The 17,401-nt window shown below is 69.9% G+C and carries 14 protein-coding genes; 1 reads left to right on the top strand and 13 read right to left on the bottom strand.

Annotated features, from left to right (window positions below; genetic code table 11):
- Positions 1 to 9 precede the first annotated feature (9 nt).
- The 4 genes from hxlA to ASF54_RS07775 all read right to left on the bottom strand — a co-directional run bounded on the left by hxlA (position 10) and on the right by ASF54_RS07775 (position 3,309).
- On the bottom strand, positions 10 to 633 hold the full coding sequence (gene hxlA, locus ASF54_RS07760; RefSeq protein ID WP_055960627.1) for a 3-hexulose-6-phosphate synthase: 624 nt from the start codon (positions 631 to 633) through the stop codon (positions 10 to 12).
- A gap of 29 nt (positions 634 to 662) precedes the next feature.
- The gene (hxlB, locus tag ASF54_RS07765; protein ID WP_055960629.1) at positions 663 to 1,232 is read right to left on the bottom strand and encodes a 6-phospho-3-hexuloisomerase; all 570 of its coding nucleotides are present in this window, start codon (positions 1,230 to 1,232) and stop codon (positions 663 to 665) included.
- Positions 1,233 to 1,323: 91 nt separating this feature from the next.
- Complete coding sequence (locus ASF54_RS07770) at positions 1,324 to 2,790, bottom strand: LCP family protein (RefSeq protein ID WP_055960632.1); 1,467 nt, start codon at positions 2,788 to 2,790, stop codon at positions 1,324 to 1,326.
- 21 nt (positions 2,791 to 2,811) lie between these two features.
- Positions 2,812 to 3,309 carry an Lrp/AsnC family transcriptional regulator gene (locus ASF54_RS07775; RefSeq protein ID WP_055960634.1) on the bottom strand — a complete coding sequence of 166 codons (498 nt, stop codon included), beginning with the start codon at positions 3,307 to 3,309 and terminating at the stop codon, positions 2,812 to 2,814.
- 137 nt (positions 3,310 to 3,446) lie between these two features.
- Here ASF54_RS07775 and ald point away from each other — a divergent pair, with 137 nt between their 5' ends.
- The gene (gene ald, locus ASF54_RS07780) at positions 3,447 to 4,547 is read left to right on the top strand and encodes an alanine dehydrogenase (protein ID WP_055960636.1); all 1,101 of its coding nucleotides are present in this window, start codon (positions 3,447 to 3,449) and stop codon (positions 4,545 to 4,547) included.
- A gap of 24 nt (positions 4,548 to 4,571) precedes the next feature.
- Here ald and ASF54_RS07785 read toward each other — a convergent pair whose 3' ends face one another.
- From ASF54_RS07785 to ASF54_RS07825, 9 genes are all read right to left on the bottom strand, one after another.
- Positions 4,572 to 5,726: a signal peptidase I gene (locus ASF54_RS07785; RefSeq protein ID WP_157510067.1), complete on the bottom strand. Its 1,155-nt coding sequence runs from the start codon at positions 5,724 to 5,726 to the stop codon at positions 4,572 to 4,574.
- 25 nt (positions 5,727 to 5,751) lie between these two features.
- Positions 5,752 to 6,351: a hypothetical protein gene (locus ASF54_RS07790; protein WP_055960640.1), complete on the bottom strand. Its 600-nt coding sequence runs from the start codon at positions 6,349 to 6,351 to the stop codon at positions 5,752 to 5,754.
- A 250-nt stretch (positions 6,352 to 6,601) separates the two neighbouring features.
- Complete coding sequence (locus tag ASF54_RS07795) at positions 6,602 to 7,846, bottom strand: sensor histidine kinase (RefSeq protein WP_055960642.1); 1,245 nt, start codon at positions 7,844 to 7,846, stop codon at positions 6,602 to 6,604.
- A 174-nt stretch (positions 7,847 to 8,020) separates the two neighbouring features.
- Positions 8,021 to 9,688, bottom strand: coding sequence for an amino acid permease (locus tag ASF54_RS07800; protein ID WP_084816035.1), 1,668 nt, complete (start codon positions 9,686 to 9,688; stop codon positions 8,021 to 8,023).
- Positions 9,689 to 9,800: 112 nt separating this feature from the next.
- Positions 9,801 to 11,522 (bottom strand): allophanate hydrolase, encoded by a 1,722-nt coding sequence (gene atzF / locus ASF54_RS07805; protein ID WP_055960643.1) that lies wholly within the window; start codon positions 11,520 to 11,522, stop codon positions 9,801 to 9,803.
- Positions 11,519 to 15,166: an urea carboxylase gene (uca, locus tag ASF54_RS07810; protein WP_055962295.1), complete on the bottom strand. Its 3,648-nt coding sequence runs from the start codon at positions 15,164 to 15,166 to the stop codon at positions 11,519 to 11,521. The genes atzF and uca overlap by 4 nt, the downstream gene beginning before the upstream one ends.
- Positions 15,159 to 15,788, bottom strand: coding sequence for an urea amidolyase associated protein UAAP2 (locus ASF54_RS07815; RefSeq protein ID WP_055960646.1), 630 nt, complete (start codon positions 15,786 to 15,788; stop codon positions 15,159 to 15,161). The genes uca and ASF54_RS07815 overlap by 8 nt, the downstream gene beginning before the upstream one ends.
- Positions 15,785 to 16,642, bottom strand: coding sequence for an urea amidolyase associated protein UAAP1 (locus ASF54_RS07820; RefSeq protein ID WP_055960648.1), 858 nt, complete (start codon positions 16,640 to 16,642; stop codon positions 15,785 to 15,787). Before ASF54_RS07820 ends, ASF54_RS07815 begins: the two co-directional genes overlap by 4 nt.
- Positions 16,643 to 16,762: 120 nt before the next feature.
- Complete coding sequence (locus ASF54_RS07825; protein ID WP_055960650.1) at positions 16,763 to 17,392, bottom strand: helix-turn-helix domain-containing protein; 630 nt, start codon at positions 17,390 to 17,392, stop codon at positions 16,763 to 16,765.
- Positions 17,393 to 17,401 lie beyond the last annotated feature (9 nt).

Below are 17,401 nucleotides of genomic sequence, written 5' to 3' on the forward strand. Positions count from 1 at the left end.
TCAGACAGGTCAGACGATGGCAGCGCGCAGCTCAGCGGCAGCAGCGCCGACGTCGGGCGCACCGTAGATCGCGCCACCGGCGACGGCGACCTCGGCGCCCGACTCCTGCACGGCCTTGATCGTCGAGGCGTTGATACCACCGGCGACGGAGAACGCCACACCGGACGCCTTGCCGTCGTCGAGCAGCGTCGAGAAGGTGAAACCCTCTTCGGCCTGCTCGTCGAGACCAGCGTGCATCTCGACGAACTGCACGCCGAGCTCCGTGACCTCCTTGGCGCGGGCGGCCTTGTCTTTCACACCGATGAGGTCGGCGACGATGCCCTTGCCGTGCTTCTTCGCAGCGGCGACGGCACCAGCGATGGTGCTGTCACCGGCGACGCCGAGCACGGTCACGAGGTCGGCGCCGGCCTTGAACGCGACGTCGGCTTCGAGCTCGCCGGCGTCCATCGTCTTGAGGTCGGCGAAGACGATCTTGTCGGGGTGAGCCTCTTTGATGGCGGTGATCGCCGAGACTCCGGCGCTCTTGATGAGCGGGGTGCCGAGCTCGAGGATGTCGACGTGCGGCGCGGCCGCGGCGGCCAGCTCGAGGGCGGCTTCGGTGGTGAGGGTGTCCATGGCGAACTGGAGCTTCATGGTGGTGCCTTTCGTTGGGTGAGCGGAGGTCATTCGAGATTGGCGTGACGCGGCCAGATGTCGTCGGCGGTGAGGCCGGACCGCTTCCAGAGCGCGTCGAAGAGGGCGTCGCCGAGCAGCACGACGGTCTGCTCGAACAGCGAACCGGCGTACTGCGCCGAGGCGGTGCCGGAGCGGTCGAGCTTCGCTGCGGCCGGAACGACGAGCACCTCTGCCGACAGTTGCCCGAGCGGCGAGTCGGTGGCAGTCGTGATGGCGACCACCGTGGATCCTGCGCTCTTCGCGGTCTCGGCGGCGCGGACGATGCTGGCCGTCGTGCCGGAGCCGCTCGCGGTCAGCAGCACGTCGCCCGAGCCCGCCGCGGGTGTGGTGGTCTCGCCGACGACGTGCACCGTGAGGCCGAGGTGCATGAGCCTCATCGCGGTCATCTGCAGGGCGAGGCCCGAGCGACCGGCGCCATAGACGAAGACCCGGTCAGCCTTCGACAGGGCGTCGGCGAACGAGTCGAGGTCGTGCTGGGCGATCGTGTCGACCGTGGCCCGCAGCTCGGACTCGATGGAGCGGAGAGATGTCGCGACAGACGTCGGCGTTTCGGTCATACCCCATGGTGCGCCGAAGGATCCGGGGGCGGTGCCACCCGACCGACCGGTTCTGCCTACCCGAACGGGTAGGGCCCGCCCGCAGGCAGGGTCAGTTGATGCAGGTGCCGGCGTACGCGGTCGACTGCTTGGTGACCGTGGGCTTCGGCGTCGCCGGTGCCGCCGGGGCAGTGGAGGTCGATGGCTTCGGCGTCGCGGTCGCCGCCGGGTCGGGCACGGTGCGGCCGTCGGAGCCGAGCACCAGGCGCACCCCGACGATCCCCGGGGTCAGCACGGCCTCGGCCCCGGGCACTTTCGCGACGAGTGCCTTCGCGGCGCGCTCCGCCCCTTTCGCATATTGGACCGTCGTCTGCTGGGTGAGCGTGCCCGACTCCGGCGCACCGACCGTGAACCCGAGCGCGGTCAGGCGGGTCGATGCGGTGACCGCCGCGCCCTCGACCCCGCTCGCGTTGACGACGAGCGCGCTGACGGCCGCGGGTTTCGCCGCTGTCGCCTTCGTGTAGGCCTCCGGCTGTCCGACGACGTTGGTGATGAAGCCCGGCATGCCGGCGGTGTCGACCTCGACGATCGAGAGCGGCGTGCCGTTGACGTCGATGGTGGGCGTGCCGAGCACGGGGATGGTCGCCGAGCGGATGTTCGCCGGACGCAGGTCGCGGACGCTCGTCGCGAACGACACGAGGTCGAACCCCTCGTCGGTCTCGATCGACTTGCTGACGGCGTCGATGATGCGGCCCGATTTGACCGGGTTGAGCAGGGTGCCTGCGGAGAGGATCCGCTTGGCCTCGACCGACAGGAAGTACTGCTGGCGCACCTCACGGTCGAAGTCACCGCGCGGAAGACCATGCCGCTGGCGGACGAACGCCACGGCTTCTTTGGGGCTGAGTGTGGATTTGCCAGCCGGCAGGTCGATCTTCGAGAAGTCGTCCTGGACGGCGTTGTTAAGGCACACCTCGACCGGGCCGAGAGCTTTCACGACCTCGTAAAAACCGAGCAGCGAGACGCGCATGTAGTGGTCGATCGTGAGGCCGGTGAGATTCTGCACGGTCGAGATGAGCAGTTTGGCGCCGCCGGACGGCCCGCCCGTGGCGCTGCCCGCCGAGAACGCCGAGTTCAGCTTGTTCTTGCCGTGCCCGGGAATGTCGACGTACGAGTCGCGCGGCAACGAGATCATCGTCGCGCTCTTCCGGTCGCCGCTGACGTGCAGCACGATCATGGTGTCGGTGTTGCTGCTGCCGCCGTCGCTCGTCGTGCCGAGTTCGGCCAGTTGCTCCGCCGTGGCGCCGGCGGGGCGGTGGTCGTCGCCGACCAGCAAGATGTTTTCGTCCTGCCCGTCGACGTCGCTCCCCCCGCTCTTGCCCGGGGCCGGGAGGGCGTCGATCTTGGTCACACCCGATTGGAACCGCTCGTAGCTGTAGGCGACATAGCCGCCGCCGAGCACGAGAACGCCGACGAGGCCGAGGGCGATCCAGCGCAGCGGATGACGCCGATCGCGCCGCGCGTGGCGCGCGGGCGGGCGCCGGTACTTCGGCTCGGGCGGCGTCGGATTCTCGTCGGTCACCCCCACAGGCTAACCGGAGCCTTACTGGAACGAGGCCGCGACCCCGTTGCGGTGGTAGTCGAAGATGATGCTCGTGCGAGTCGAGGCGACGCTCGGCTGGGCCGAGAGGTGCTCGACCACGAACTCGCGCACGGCCGACGAGTCGGCCACGGCGATGTGCACCAGGAAGTCGTCGGCGCCTCCGAGAAAGAACACCTGCAGCACCTGAGGCAGGTCGCGCACCTCCTCCGAAAAGCGCACGATGCTCTCCTGGCGCGAGCCGGGCCGGAGGGTCACGCCGACGATCGCCTGGAGCCCCAGCCCGAGGGCCTTCTGATCGACGCTCGTGAGGAACCCGGTCACGACACCGCGATCCTGCAGTGACCGCAGACGCACGTGCGCGGTCGAGGGTGCGATACCCGCCCCTTCGGCAAGCGCCGCGTTCGAGATGCGCCCGTCGCTCGTCAGCAGCGCGATGAGCCGCCTGTCGATGTCGTCGAGTGGTGCAGGGCCCGAAAGATCGTTCGGCGAATCGCTCACTTCGTCTCCTCTACCGGGCTCAGACTCCGGCTACTCCTCAATCTACCGAATGTTCTTCGTCTGAAACACGTGTGAAACGAACCCTGTCCATCCTGGTTGGTGCGGCGCAGGAGCCGCCCCTTCGATCGGAGAACGACATGCGCGTAGGCATCCCCACCGAGATAAAGAACAACGAGAACCGCGTCGCCATCAGCGCCGCCGGGGTCGACACGCTGGTGCGTCACGGCCACGAGGTGGTCGTGCAGCAGGGCGCAGGATCCGGCTCGCGTATCTCCGACTCCGACTACTCCAAAGCCGGCGCCACGATCCTCCCCACCGCCGACGCCGTGTGGGCGAGCGCCGATCTCCTCCTCAAGGTGAAGGAGCCCATCGCCGCCGAGTACGGCTACCTCCGCGCCGACCAGACGGTGTTCACCTACCTCCACCTCGCCGCCGACAGAGCTCTTACCGAGGCCCTCGTCGCCTCCGGCACGACCGCGATCGCCTACGAGACGGTGCAGCTGCCCGACCGTTCGCTGCCGCTGCTGTCGCCGATGAGCGAGGTCGCCGGGCGGTTGTCGATCACAGTCGGCGCGTACCAGCTGATGCGGTCGAACGGTGGGCGCGGATCCTTGCTGGGTGGTGTGCCCGGCACCCCGAAGGCCAAGGTCGTCGTGATCGGCGGCGGTGTCGCCGGCGAGCACGCGGCGGCGAACGCCCTCGGGCTCGGTGCCGACGTGACCGTGATCGACGTGTCGCTCCCCCGCCTTCGCGCCCTCGAGGTGCAGTTCGGCGGGCGCATCCAGACCCGGCACTCCACACCGTTCGCGATCGCCGAGCAGCTCCGCGACGCCGACCTCGTGATCGGGTCGGTGCTGATCCCGGGGGCCGCGGCCCCCAAGCTCGTCACCGACGAGATGGTCGCCACGATGAAACCGGGCGCCGTGCTCGTCGACATCGCGATCGACCAGGGCGGCTGCTTCGAGGGATCGCACCCGACGACCCACGACGACCCGATCTTCTCCGTGCACGACGCCGTGTACTACTGCGTCGCCAACATGCCGGGCGCCGTGCCCGAGACGTCGACCCGGGCGCTGACGAACGCGACCCTGCCTTACGTGGTGGCTCTGGCCGACCGCGGTTGGAAGGCCGCGACCGAGGCCGACGAGGCGCTGGCGAAGGGGCTCAACGTCACGGCCGGCCGGGTGACCAACGCCGGGGTAGCCGCAGCGCTTGGCCTGGATTTCGCCTCCGCGTGACGGCGCAGACCCACCGACCCTGCGTCAGGTGTTGCAGCGCACGGGCGACAGCAGCAGCCCGGAGAGCTTGACCGACGTGGTGCTGGTCGACGTCGACGACCAGGCTGTGTTCGCGGTGATGTTCGCGCGGACCGTCAGCGTGTAGCTGGGGAACAGGCTCAGGATGGCGCTGGTCGTCACTACCGCCGACGTCGCGGAGCCCGTCGTCGAGGCCACGACCGTGCTGCCGTTCAGCACGTCGAAGCTGTCCGGAACGACGGTGCCGCTGTAGGTCCAGCCGATCGTGACGGTACGCCCGTCGGCGTTGTCGGTACAGGTGAGGCCCGTCGCCAGAGGCACCGTGCCCGCGGTGAATCGCGAGGTCGGATTGACAGTCGTGCCAGTGAATCCCGCCGCCATCGCTGCCGGGGTCGGGCCGAACGAGACGAGGGATCCTGCGACGAAGAGTGTCGCCGCGGCGGCGGCTCCCGCGCGGAAGGGCCAGGCGGGGCGCGCCTGCGGGGGTGTGTCGGGCGGGCCTGCCGCCGGATCCTGCACCCGTGTGCGAAGACGCCTGTCGAGACCGGTCAGGCCGATCAGCAGGGTGAGCCCCGCCGAGACGAGCGCGACGAAGAGCCACTGCCCCTCGCGAATCCAGAGAATCGGGAGGCCGACCCAGGGCACCCGGAGCATGCCGACACCCCACACGGCCGACGGGTGGACGGGAGTCGAATCGGGCTGCGGATTCGCGTCGCCCGCCGTGCGGAGCATGCCGCCGTCGCTCCACTCGACGAACCGGTGCAAACGCAGTTTGCCCGGGTGGTCGGGGTCGTCGAAGAGGATCACCTTGCCCACCTGAATCGCCTCGGCGGCGACGGGAACGGACACCACCACATCGCCGGTGCGGATCCGCGGCATCATCGAGGCGGTCATCTCGGTCGTGGGATGCCAGCCGATCACAGCGGGAGCCGCTGCGTAGAACGCCAAACCGAGAACGGTCGCGAGCACGCCGCGGGCGATCGACGCGACGATCACCCGGGCCCAGTCACGGGTGTTCTGCGCGCGGCTGTTCTGCGCGCCGCCCGTCCGTGCCAAAGCGTGCCGGCCGTGCGGATCGACGATCTCGCGGAGGAGTTCGGCCGACACCGCCGACTGCCGGCCGAGCGCTGGCACGCTCGGCCGGATCCTCGATCGGCTCATGAGTGGGGCTCCCGACCAGGTCGGATCAGCTGTTCTGGGCCTCCCAGGTCAGGCCGAGCTGAGCGGTGCCGCCCATGACCGTACTGGGTGCCGCGGCGTTAACGGTGTAGGTGAACTGGAAGACCTTGGTCTCAGAAGCGGTGCCGGTCGGCGCCCAGCTGCCGACGCCGGTCGCGAAGTTCGTGCTCGTCGAACCGAAGTTGAGGAGGGTGCCCGTGTAGACCGAGCTTCCCGTTGCCTGCGCGGTGAAACCGGAGCAGGAGCCGAAGCCACCGCCGGTGCCCTGCGTCACGGTCAGGTTGATGTAGGTCGAGAGGGCGTTGGTGGTCGACGGCGAGGTTCCGTACAGGGTCACGGTCGAGGGCAGGGTGCCGGTCGACGTCACCGCGATGCACTTCGTGCCGGTCGAACCGGGCTTGAGCGCCGTGGCGTTGAAGAGCGCCGTGTTCGAGTCGTCGTCGGTGAGCGCCACCGATCCGGCGCTCCAGTTGCTAGCAGGGTTCACGGTGGTGGCCGAGAACGCCGAGTACGAGGCCGTCCCGACGACGAGGCCGGAGCCGACGAGAGCCGCGGGGATGGTGATCCAGGCGGCGATCTTGGCGCGAAACGGGGTGACGAAAGGCATGGCTGAACTCCCAGGTGGGGCTGATCCGGAACGCGTCGGCTGACGCGACTCTTCAGGTGCTGCGACGGGCGGAACGGCCGTTGGTGAGACGCCGAGAGACTCCATCGTCGGGGTTCGCGGTGGTGAAGTGCGAAGCCCCTATGTGCTCCTACGAAGGTACGTCGCTGAGCGCATCTCAACAAGTCCGCATTTGGCCCCACTGGGAGGGTCATAGAGGCCGGGTCGCGCGCGAGGCCGAACCAGGAGCCCTTCAGTCGCCCTCTGCTCGCGGCCACGTCATCGTGACCGTCGTGCCGTGCCCGGGTTGCGAGGCGATCTCGGCGTGCCCACCGACGTTGTGGACGCGCTCGATGATCGAGACGCGCACTCCGAGGCGGTTCGGCGTCATGTGATCGACGTCGAACCCGACACCGTCGTCGGTCGTGGTGACTGTGAGCACCGCGTGGGCCCAGCGGATGTGAACGTGGCGCTTCACGTCGCCCGGACCGGCATGCTGGATGCTGTTGGTCAGAGCCTGCATCACGGCGGAGAAGAGCGCCTCGACAACGGACCCTGGCACGGAGTAGTTCTGTAGGCCCTCCGCCGTGAACGTGGCCCTGATGCCGAGCTCGGCGCAGGTCTCGGTGAACCGGCGGCGCAGACCGTTCAGCGGGACGAGATCGTCGAGAGTCTCGGGCATCGGCCCCGCCGACGCGACCTCGGCGAGGGCGTGCTTCGCCATGGCAACGGCGAGGACGCGCTCCTCCGGCGTGTGCGAACGCGCTGCGGTGAGAAAGGTCGTGAGCACGCTGTCGTGCAGGATCGAGTCGACCTGGATCCGCTCCATCTCGGTTCGGTGGTCGCGCACCGTCTTGGCGTAACGTCCGGTCGCTGCGCCGTGTGCCGAGTCGACCGAGGCGGCGGCCCGGCGGAACATCGTGATCAGCAACAGCACGACCAGACCGATGATCACGCCGTACCCGGCCTCCGCGAGCGACTGCAGCAGGGGTGCGCCACCGCCGGCCGGTGTCTGGCGGACGATGATGTACACCACGTAGACGCTGCCCATGTAGACGAGCGCCCCGGCCTGCCGAAAAGCGAAAGATGCCGCGGCGAACGCGATCGTCGAGAGCGGGCTCGGCCAGGGCGCGCCCGATGCCACCGCAGACGGGTCGGATGCCGCGAGCTGCCAGGTGACGAGGATCGCCAGATAGACGACGCTGAACGACGCCGCCGCGATCCGGGGATGCCACTCGAGCACTCCCGTGACGACGGTCGCGGCCAGACTGCCGAACAGGGCAACGCCGGCGATCCACGCCCAAACCTGGTTCATCAGGGGTTGTCCGACGAACGCGTCCGGGATCGCCAGCCCGCCGAAGATGAGGCAGTACGCGGCCAGGCACCGGCCGACGACTTTCTCGACCAGGGCCGAGCTGATCAGGTACCGCGTGGAACGGTCGGAATCCGAGGATCCGCGGACCCCGGCCAGCAGCAGGCGGCTCGCGCGAACTCGCATGCACACCCCCGACTCCTGGCACCCTGCCATTTGCACGGGTCTGACCTTTCTACCCCCGCACGCGGCCGTGGGCCACCCTCAGTACGGGGGTCCCGGGCTCGGATTCGCCCGGGCCCGGGGAATCGGCCGACATCGCGCGCCGCGGCGCTGTGACATCGGCCGATCCGCGTCACCTCACGCGACGCCGACCCCGGCGGAAGCGGACACGGCAGCAGGCTCGGCCGCGATGACCCCGAGCGATCGGTGCCGGCGGTGGCTGAAGCGGTAGTACGCCCCGCCGAGGAGCAGCGACGCGCCGATGAACAGCAGCGCCGACCACTGCAGCCACCAGGTGTGCCCCGTCAGGTCGTAGATCGCCGACCGAGGCCACGCGAGGTTGACCACCATGAGCACCTGGTAGACGACCGCCACCGCGTTGACGGGGATCGCCCAGCGCCCGAGCGAGAAGAGGGGCTTGCCCTCTTCGTCGACGCCCGACTCTTCGACGCGAGTGCGGCCCTGAATGCGCCGCACCAGCAGCGGCACCGTCACGCCGAGGTACGCCAGGTAGAGCATGGCGATGCAGAGGCTCGAGAGGGCGGTGAACAGCGCCGACTGGCCGACGTTCGCGAGCAGCACCAGAGCCGCCCCGACGCCGACGACGACCGAGGTGATGATCGGCGTGCCGGTGCGCACCGAGACCCGAGACAGCGCCGCGGAGAAGGGCAGCGCGCGCTCCCGGGCCATGGAGTACATCATCCGCGAACCGGAGGTCTGCACGGCGAGCGTGCAGGCGAACACTGCGACTGCGACGGCGCAGAGCAGCAGCCGGCCGAGTACCGGGCCGAGGCGCGCGTCGACGACACCGGCGAGACCGCCGGAGACGAGGGATCCGTCGGTGAGGCTCGGAGCAGCCACCAGCGCCGCGATGATCAGGAGCGCACCGCCGAGCCCCGAGACCGTGAGGGCCCGGATGATCGTCTTCGGTGTCGTGCGGCGCGGGGCGTGCGTCTCCTCCGAGAGCTCCCCGGCCGAGTCGAAGCCGACCATCACGTACGCCGCCATGAGCGCGGAGGCCAGCCAGACCCAGATGTAGGCGCCGCCGGGCTCCCGACCCTCCGTGGTGAACACCACACTGGCCGAGCGCTCGGGGAGGAAGAAGAGGCACGCGATCAGCGCGATGACGCCGACGATCTCGATCACGACGCCGACGCTGGTGACGCGCGCCATGAGTCGCACCGACACCACGTTGACCACGGTGGTGACGACGAGGAGGATGCAGCCGAGCACGACCGAGTTGGCTGCACCCGTCGGCGACAGGGGTGCCGGGTCGGCGTCCGGGCCCCCGACGATCTGGAATCCGGACCAGATCGCCGGCAGCACCGCCTGCACCGCGACCGCGGCGACGGCCACGGTGAGGATCTGCCCGATGATCATGGTCCAGCCGGTGAACCAGCCGACGATCGAGCCCGCGAGCCTGCTCGACCACTGGAAGATCGCTCCCGAGATCGGCCACCAGGCGGCGAGCTGGGCGAAGTTGAGCGCCACGAGCAGCTGCCCCGCGAAGACGACCGGCCAGGCCCAGAAGAAGGCCGCGCCGCCGAACGAGAAGCCGAGGCCGAACAGCTGGAACACCGTCGTCAAGATCGACACGAACGAGAAGCCGGCGGCGAACGACGCGAATGTGCCGACGCTGCGATGGAGATCCTGGCGGTAACCGAAGGTGGCGAGCTCGCCCGAGTCGGTCGAGACCGCGCCGGTCGAGGCCGCGCCGGTCGGGACCGCGCCGGTGGAAACCGAGTCGGTCGAAGCGGGTGACGGGCGGACGGAGGTCTGTTGGGGCAGTGGGTCGAGCGGGCTCATGACGTGCCTTTCGCGATCGGACGAGACTGCGTATCTGTCGGGTGACAGGTATTTGTGAAAACAGTCTGGAGTCGCAGGTCGCGTGCCCGATTTCGGCCCTGTTACGGGTGCGTTAAACCCCGAGGTAGGCGAGCCAGCCGCCGTGCTCGGTGATGTCGCGAGCACCGACCGCGCTGGCCGCGTCGCACCCGAAACCGGTGACGAAGGATCCGGCCCGCAGCTCGATCTGCCCGAGGTTCATGGGCGCCGGGAGCTCTGCCAGAAACGTGCCCAGCGCTGCGGTCGGCACCTGCCACAGCCCGCCCACGATCGACACTCCGCCCTCGCCGACCCGCACGAGGCCGGGCTTCGGCGGCACGGTGTCGAGCGCCACGAGGCGGTAGGCCTCGGCGGTGTGCGCCTCGCCGAGCCACCGAGCGCCGCGGGCTGTGAGCTGGGCCTCGAGCGGCTGCCCGGGAAGATGCGCGCCGACCACGAAGAGCGGGACGGAGGGGGCTCCCGCACGTGTCGGCCACGGGAGCGGGGTGCTGGGGAGCGCGGGAGCGGATCCTGGGCTCGCTGCCGAGGGTGTCTCGAGCTGAACGCGGCGAGCGAGGTCGAGCGCGACGGCGTCGGCGAACGTCCGCGCGACGACGGTCACGCCGAACTGCGAGGTTCCGGTGGCGTCGGTGACGGTGCCGGACGGCACGGCGACTGCCGCGAGGTCGAACAGGTTGCAGAAGTTCGTGTAGGTGCCCATCCACGAGTTGACGCCGATCGGGTCGGCGGCGACGGCCTCGACGGTCGGGTGGCCCGGGGCGGTGGGGATGAGGAGGGCGTCGAAGCCGTCGAGCAGCGCGAGGCTGCGGCGGCGGAGCTTCTCGAGACGTTCGAGGTCGGTGACCATGTCGCTCGCCCGCACCGTGCCGGCACGGCTGACGATGGCGCCGACAGTGGGTTCGACCTCGTCGGGGTGCGCGTCGACGAACTCGCCGACGGCCGCGTGCCGCTCAGCCACGAGGGCGCCGTCGTAGAGGAGGCGCGCGGCCTCGAAGAACGACTCGAACGGGATCGTCTCGACCGTGCAGCCGTCGTCGCGGAGGCGGTCTGCAGCGGCGGCGAAAGCCGCCTCCCACTCGGGAGACATGCCGACGAGCGTCTCGGGCACGGCGATGCGGGCAGCCCTGGGTGCGGCGATGGGGGCATCGTCGGGAAAGGCCCGGGCCTCGTCGCCGCCGGCCATGGCACTCATCGCCGCGGCCGCCGTGTCGAGGTCGCGGGCGAAGATCGTGACGGCGTCCCACGACCGGCAGGCGGGGAGCACGCCCTCGGTCGAGACGACGCCGAGGGTCGGCTTGATGCCGACGAGGCCCTGCAGGGCGGCGGGAATCCGGCCCGACCCGGCCGTGTCGGTGCCGATGGCGATGTCGGCGAACCCGAGGGCCACAGCGACCGACGACCCCGAGCTCGAGCCACCCGAGATGTGCCTGGGTCGACGCGCATCACGCACTCGGCCGTAGGGGCTCCGCTGGCCGACGAGGCCGGTCGCGAACTGGTCGAGGTTCGTCGCGCCGATCACGGTGGCCCCGGCCGCGCGAAGCCGCGCGACCGCGGTCGCATCGGCGGCGGCAGGCCCGCGCCCGAATGCCGGGCACGCCGCGGTGGTCTCGATGCCCTCGACATCGACGTTGTTCTTCACTGCCAGAAGCAGCCCCGCGAGCGGCCCGACCTCGGCTTCACTGGCCGCCTCGAACTCCCGCGCGACATCCCCTTCGGGCCGGAGCGTGATCCACACCTCGGGCCGGTCGGCGTTCTCGATGGCGGCGAAGGCCGCCCTCACTCGGTCGACGGTCATGCTGCTTCTCCTTCTCGGGGAGCGAGCACGACGAGCGCGTCTCCCGGGTTGACCTGCGATCCGGGCACGGCGAGCACCTGCGTCACGACTCCGCCGTGAGGCGCCTCGATGTAGCTCTCCATCTTCATGGCCTCCAGGGCGACGAGCGTCTGCCCCTTCGCGACGGTGTCGCCGACAGCGACCTCGGTCTTCCAGACGTTCGCGACGAAGGGGGCATCCACGCGAGTGCCACCGGGCGGCACCACGACCTCGTCGGCATCCGCCACGACGGTCGCGGCTGCCTGCTCGGCGCGGTCGAACTCTCCCGCCTCCTCCCACGCGTGCCGCTCCGCCGCGAAAGCGATCGCCTGCTGAGCCCGGAAGCTCGCGATCCCCTCGGCGTTCGAGGCCAGGAAGCTCTCGTGCTCGGCGAGCGAGAAGCTGCCATCGGTGATGTCGAGACTCCCCCGGCCGGCGGCGAGGTCGGCGCGCAGGTCGAGGAGCTCCTCGGGCTCGACGGGGTACCAGCTGATGCGATCGAAGAACCGGAGCAGCCACGGCGACCCCTTCTCGAACGGCGCGTTCTCGCGGTACCGACTCCACACCTGCGTTGTCCGGCCGACGAACTGGTAGCCGCCCGGGCCCTCCATGCCGTAGATGCAGAGGTAGGCGCCCCCGATGCCGACGGAGTTCTCGGCGGTCCAGGTGCGCGCCGGGTTGTACTTGGTGGTCACGAGTCGGTGACGAGGATCCAACGGGGTCGCCACGGGAGCACCGAGGTAGACGTCCCCGAGACCCAAGACGAGGTACTCCGCATCGAAGACGGTGCGGTAGACGTCGTCGACCGACTCCAGCCCGTTGATGCGGCGGATGAACTCGATGTTCCACGGCGTCCACGGGGCATCGCTCCGCACACCCGCCATGTAGCGGGCGATCGCCTCGCGGGTCGCCGGGTCGTCCCAGCTGAGCGGCAGGCGGACCTGCCGGCTCGGTACGACGAGCTGTGCCGCCGGCGGGATCTCACCCTCGAGCTCGCGGAGGATGCCGATGAGCCGCGTGATCGGCAGCACGTCCGGGTCGACGTGGATCTGCAGCGAGCGGATGCCCGGCGTGAGATCGACGACACCGCGGAGGTCGCGTTCGACGAGCAGCATGTGCAGGGCGTGCACCCGGGCCCGGAGTGCGAGGTCGAGCACGATCTCGCCGTACTCGACGAGCACGTTGTCGTCGCCCGAGCGCCGGTAGGTGACGCTCGGGTCGCCGTCGATCCGCGCGAGCACGCCGTCGTCGCCGTCGCGCGCTGGAGCGAACGAGGTGAAGTCGAGCGACCTCCGCGAGGGCGCGTCGGCCGCGGCGATCGGCACGAACTGCAGGGTGTCGCCGGGCCGCAGCTGGCCCAGCTTCCAGCGCTCGGCCGACACGACCGTCACCGGGCAGACGAACCCGCCGAGGCTCGGTCCGTCGGGGCCGAGCAGGATCGGGGTGTCACCGGTGAAGTCGAGGGCGCCGATTGAATACGCGTTGTCGTGGATGTTGGAGGGGTGCAGCCCGGCCTCGCCGCCGTCCTGGCGCGCCCAGGTCGGTTTCGGCCCGATCAGGCGCACGCCCGTCCGGGCCGAGTTGAAGTGCACCCCGTAGGTCGCGGCGTAGAGGGCGTCGATGTCGTCGCGGGTGAAGAAGTCGGGGGCGGCATGTGGCCCCTCGGTCACGGCCACCCGCCAGTGCGAGGTCATCACGGGACGCTGGGCGTCGGGAACCGCAGCCGTCGTCGGAGCCGGGGCGGAAGGATCCTGCGGTACCGCCCTCAGCACGTCGCCGAGCCGCAGTGCGCGACCGCCGTGCCCGCCGAACTGGCCGAGCGTGAAGGTCGAGGCACTGCCGAGGTAGTCGGGCACGTCGAGCCCACCCGCGACGGCGACATACGTGCGGAGGCCCGCCGTCGCGTCGCCGACGTCGAGGGCACCGCCCGCCGGAACGGTGATCGGCTCCCACATCGGAACGTCGCGGCCCTCGATCTGCACGGTCGCCGGGGCACCCGTGACGCAGACCACCGTGGCGTGGGTGAAGACGAGTCTCGGGCCGGTCGCCGTGCACTCGAGGCCGGCCGCGTCGACGTCGTTGCCGAGCGCGACGTTGCCGAGGCGGAGCGAGCGGTCGTCCATCGCGCCGCTCGGCGGCACTCCCACCTGCCAGAGGCCCGTCCGCCCCTGGGCGTCCTGCACGGTCGTCATCAGGCCCGGGCGCTCGACGGTGATCCGGGGCTCGGGGTCACCGACACCGTCGAGCGTCTGCGTCGAGTGCGTGGCTTCGTGGAAGGCCTCGAGCTTTGCCACGGCGCGCAGCATGCCGAGGTTGACCTCGATGCCGTCGATCCGGCACTCGGCCAGCGCCTCGCCGAAGCGTTCGAGCGCCTCGTCGCGCGTGGCCGCCTCGACGATCACCTTGGCGAGCAGAGGGTCGTAGGCGGTCGACACCTCGGTGCCGCGCTCGACCCAGCCGTCGACCCGCACGCCGTCGCCGCCGGGCAGAGTGACGCCCGTGATGACTCCGGCGCTGGGGCGGAAGTCGGTGGCCGGATCCTCGGCGTAGACACGTGCCTCGATGGCGTGACCCGAGACGGGAACAGAGCCCAGGCCGCTTTCCCGGTCGAGGTAGGGCTCGAGGATCCCGCGGTCGCCGCTCGCGAGCCGGAGCATCCAGGCGACGAGATCGACCCCGGTGATCGCCTCCGTGACCGGGTGCTCGACCTGCAGGCGCGCGTTCACCTCGAGAAAGGAGGCCTCGTTGCGCTCGGCGTCGTAGACGAATTCGACGGTGCCCGCGGATCGGTACTCGAGCGACGCGGCAAGACGCCGGGCCGAGTCGTGGAGGCGCTCTCGCACGTCGTCGGGCAGCGCCGGGGCGGGTGCCTCTTCGACGACCTTCTGGTTGCGGCGCTGCAGTGAACAGTCACGGTCGCCGAGTGACACGACGCCGCCCCGCCCGTCTCCGAAGACCTGCACTTCGACGTGGCGGGCCCGCTCGACGTAGCGCTCGGCGAAGACGCCGGCCGAGGCGAAGTTGGCCGCCGCCATCCGGCTGACCCGGTCGTAGGCGAGACGCAGGCTCGCCTCGTCGCGGCAGACGGTCATGCCGATTCCGCCGCCACCACCGGTCGCCTTCAACATCACCGGGTAGCCGATCGGAGCGACCTGGCGTGCCGCATCGTCGGCGTCGGCGAGCAGGGTCGTGCCGGGGAAGATGGGCACCCCAGCAGCCATCGCCGCATCACGTGCGGTGTGCTTCGCGCCGAAGATGCGGAGCTGATCGGGAGTCGGCCCCACGAAGGCGATGCCCTCGGCCTCGAGGCGCTCGGCGAAATCGGCGTCTTCAGAGAGGAAGCCGTAGCCCGGATGCACCGCGTCGGCCCCGGTCTCGCGGCAGGCCCGAACGACCGCGTCGACGTTGAGGTAGCTCTCGGCCAGAGCCGTCGGCCCCAGCAACACCGACTCGTCGGCGGCGTGCACGTGCGCGGCCCCGCGGTCGACCTCCGAGAAGACGGCCACCGTGCGGATGCCGAGCTCACGCGCCGAGCGGATGATGCGCACCGCGATCTCGCCGCGGTTGGCGACCAGCAGCGTACGAATCGCCCTGGTCTCGGGAGGCGCCCCGACCGACTCAGACATCGGCACCGCCGCTCCAGATGATCATCTCGGCGCGGCTCGGGTCGAAGCCGTTGCAGGGGTTGTTGATCTGCGGGCAGTTCGAGACGAGCACGAGGGTGTCTTTCTCGGCGCGCAGGCTCAGCGACAGGCCGGGTGCCGAGATTCCGTCGACGATGCCGAGGGCGCCGTCGGGGTCGACCGGCACGTTCATGTACCAGTTCACGTTCGACACGTGGTCGCGCTTGCCCATGCCGTACCGCGAGATCTCGCGCATGAAGTTCTCGGCACAGGCGTGCTGGCCGTAGGTGTGATGGCCGTAGCGGAGCGTGTTCGACTCTTTCGAGCAGGCTCCGCCGAGGGTGTCGTGCCGCCCGACCTCGTCGGCGATGAGGGTGAGCAGCGGGTCGTACTCGTTGTCGCGGAGCACGCTCCCGACCGTGAGGTAGACAGACGACTGCCCCTGCAGCGTCGCCTGGGCGCTGTAGGCCCGGCTCGTATCGGCGGCGTCGTAGGCCAAGAAATCGACGGCCTGATTGCCGTCGACGTCGACGATCGTCAAGATCTGCCCGGCTTTCAGCGTCGCCGACCACGGGGCGCGGGCCGCAACGGTCTCGCGAGAAATCTCCACTCCGAAGTCGCTCATGCGATGCCCCGTCCCTTCAGGTAGTCGGCCGTGTTCTCGAAGGCGCGTCGCCCCTCGGGCGTCGCCACCCACCGAGGATCCGACGGGTCCGTTCTCCGATCCCGCCACGCCACGATCTCGAGCGGCGACGCGATGTACTCCTCGCGCGGATCGAGCGGGTGCGCCGCGTTGACCACGAGCATGATCACGGGCATCTCGGTGCGCAGCGTGATCGAGCCTCCGGGGCCGGACGATCCGGTGAACGTGGGCGATCCTTCGGCGTCGATCGTCACGCCCTGAAAGAACGACATCGACGGTGCGATGTCGCGGCGACCGAGACCGTTCTTCGCCGCGGCAACGGCGAAGAGCTCGCGGCCCGCAGGGCTCGCGCCCTCGGGAGCGCCGTCACCGTAGCGCTCGACATTGCGCGCCTCGGCGGACGTGCCGTAGAGGATGTCGTGGTGGCCCGAGGTGTCGTCGACGACCGACGCGAGCACGCGCCCCTGGTCGCTGAGCAGCAGCTGCCCCGGCGCGGTGTACACCTGCCACTGCACCTTCGCCGTGTCGGCGACGTTGAGGCGTTCCCAGGGAGCGTCGGCGTTGTAGAGAAGCACGGAGGCGCAGGCGTCGCCGGCTATGTCGGTGAGGCGGACGCTCGATCCCGCGGCGAGGACGCGGTGGGCGTAGCTGCCACCCGCGACCGTCTCGGCCCAGACGACGTCGCTTTTGTCGGCCGCGATCTGACCGGCCCACGACTCGGCCGGAACCACCGCGTCCGGTGCGCCCGAAGCCGCCGCTTCGGCCTCCTGGGCGCGGGCATGCGCTTTCGCGCCCGCTGTCGTCGAGGTGCTGGAGGCAGCTGGAATCGTCGTCATCTCACGTCTCTTTCTATTGCTCGATAGAAACGTAACCGACGTTTTTCGCGGCAGATTTCGAGCGCGTGAGACCCAGGTTGCAGGTGTGTTAATTCTGCAGAGGGCGCCCGGATCCTGCGCTTAGACGGCTGCGACCCAGCGATCGCTCGCCACTCCGAGTGCGCGGAGAGCGGCGTCCGCGATCTCGCCGGAGAGCGTCGGGGGCAAGCCGTCGGAATCCATGCGAATGCTGATGACCGTCTCGACCACACGGAATGGGAGCTCGCGTTGAACGGTCGAGAGGGCTAGGCCCTCTTCGGTCGCGACCTCGTCGACCAGTGTCGCGTATGCGTCACGGAGATCGCGCCGGGCCCGTGTGAAGTCGTCGAATTCGCTGCCCCGCACCTCGGGCAGCAGGTAGAGCGCCCCCAGGTTCCAGGTCGACGCCAGCAGCTGGGCCGAGTCGAACCGGGCGAGGGCATGGAGGCGGGCCGCGGCGTGACCCTCGCTGGCGAGCAAGCCGGGCAGTGCTGCGAGGGTGGTCTCGACCGTGCTCAGCAGCAGCGTGCGGAGGATCGACTGCTTGGTGGCGAAGTAGTGATAGATCGACGCCTGCTGCAGTCCGACGCTCTCGGCGATCCGCCGGGTCGACGTCGCCGAGTAGCCGCGTGTGGTGAAGAGCTCGGCGGCGGCATCGAGAATCTCGTCGGCGGCCTCCATGCTGGGCCGCTGGCTCTGCTTGAGGCGGGGCCTTCCGACCGTGTTCGACATGCGGCCATT

The organism is Frondihabitans sp. Leaf304 (assembly GCF_001423105.1).
In the GTDB taxonomy this organism is placed as follows: Bacteria; Actinomycetota; Actinomycetes; order Actinomycetales; family Microbacteriaceae; genus Frondihabitans.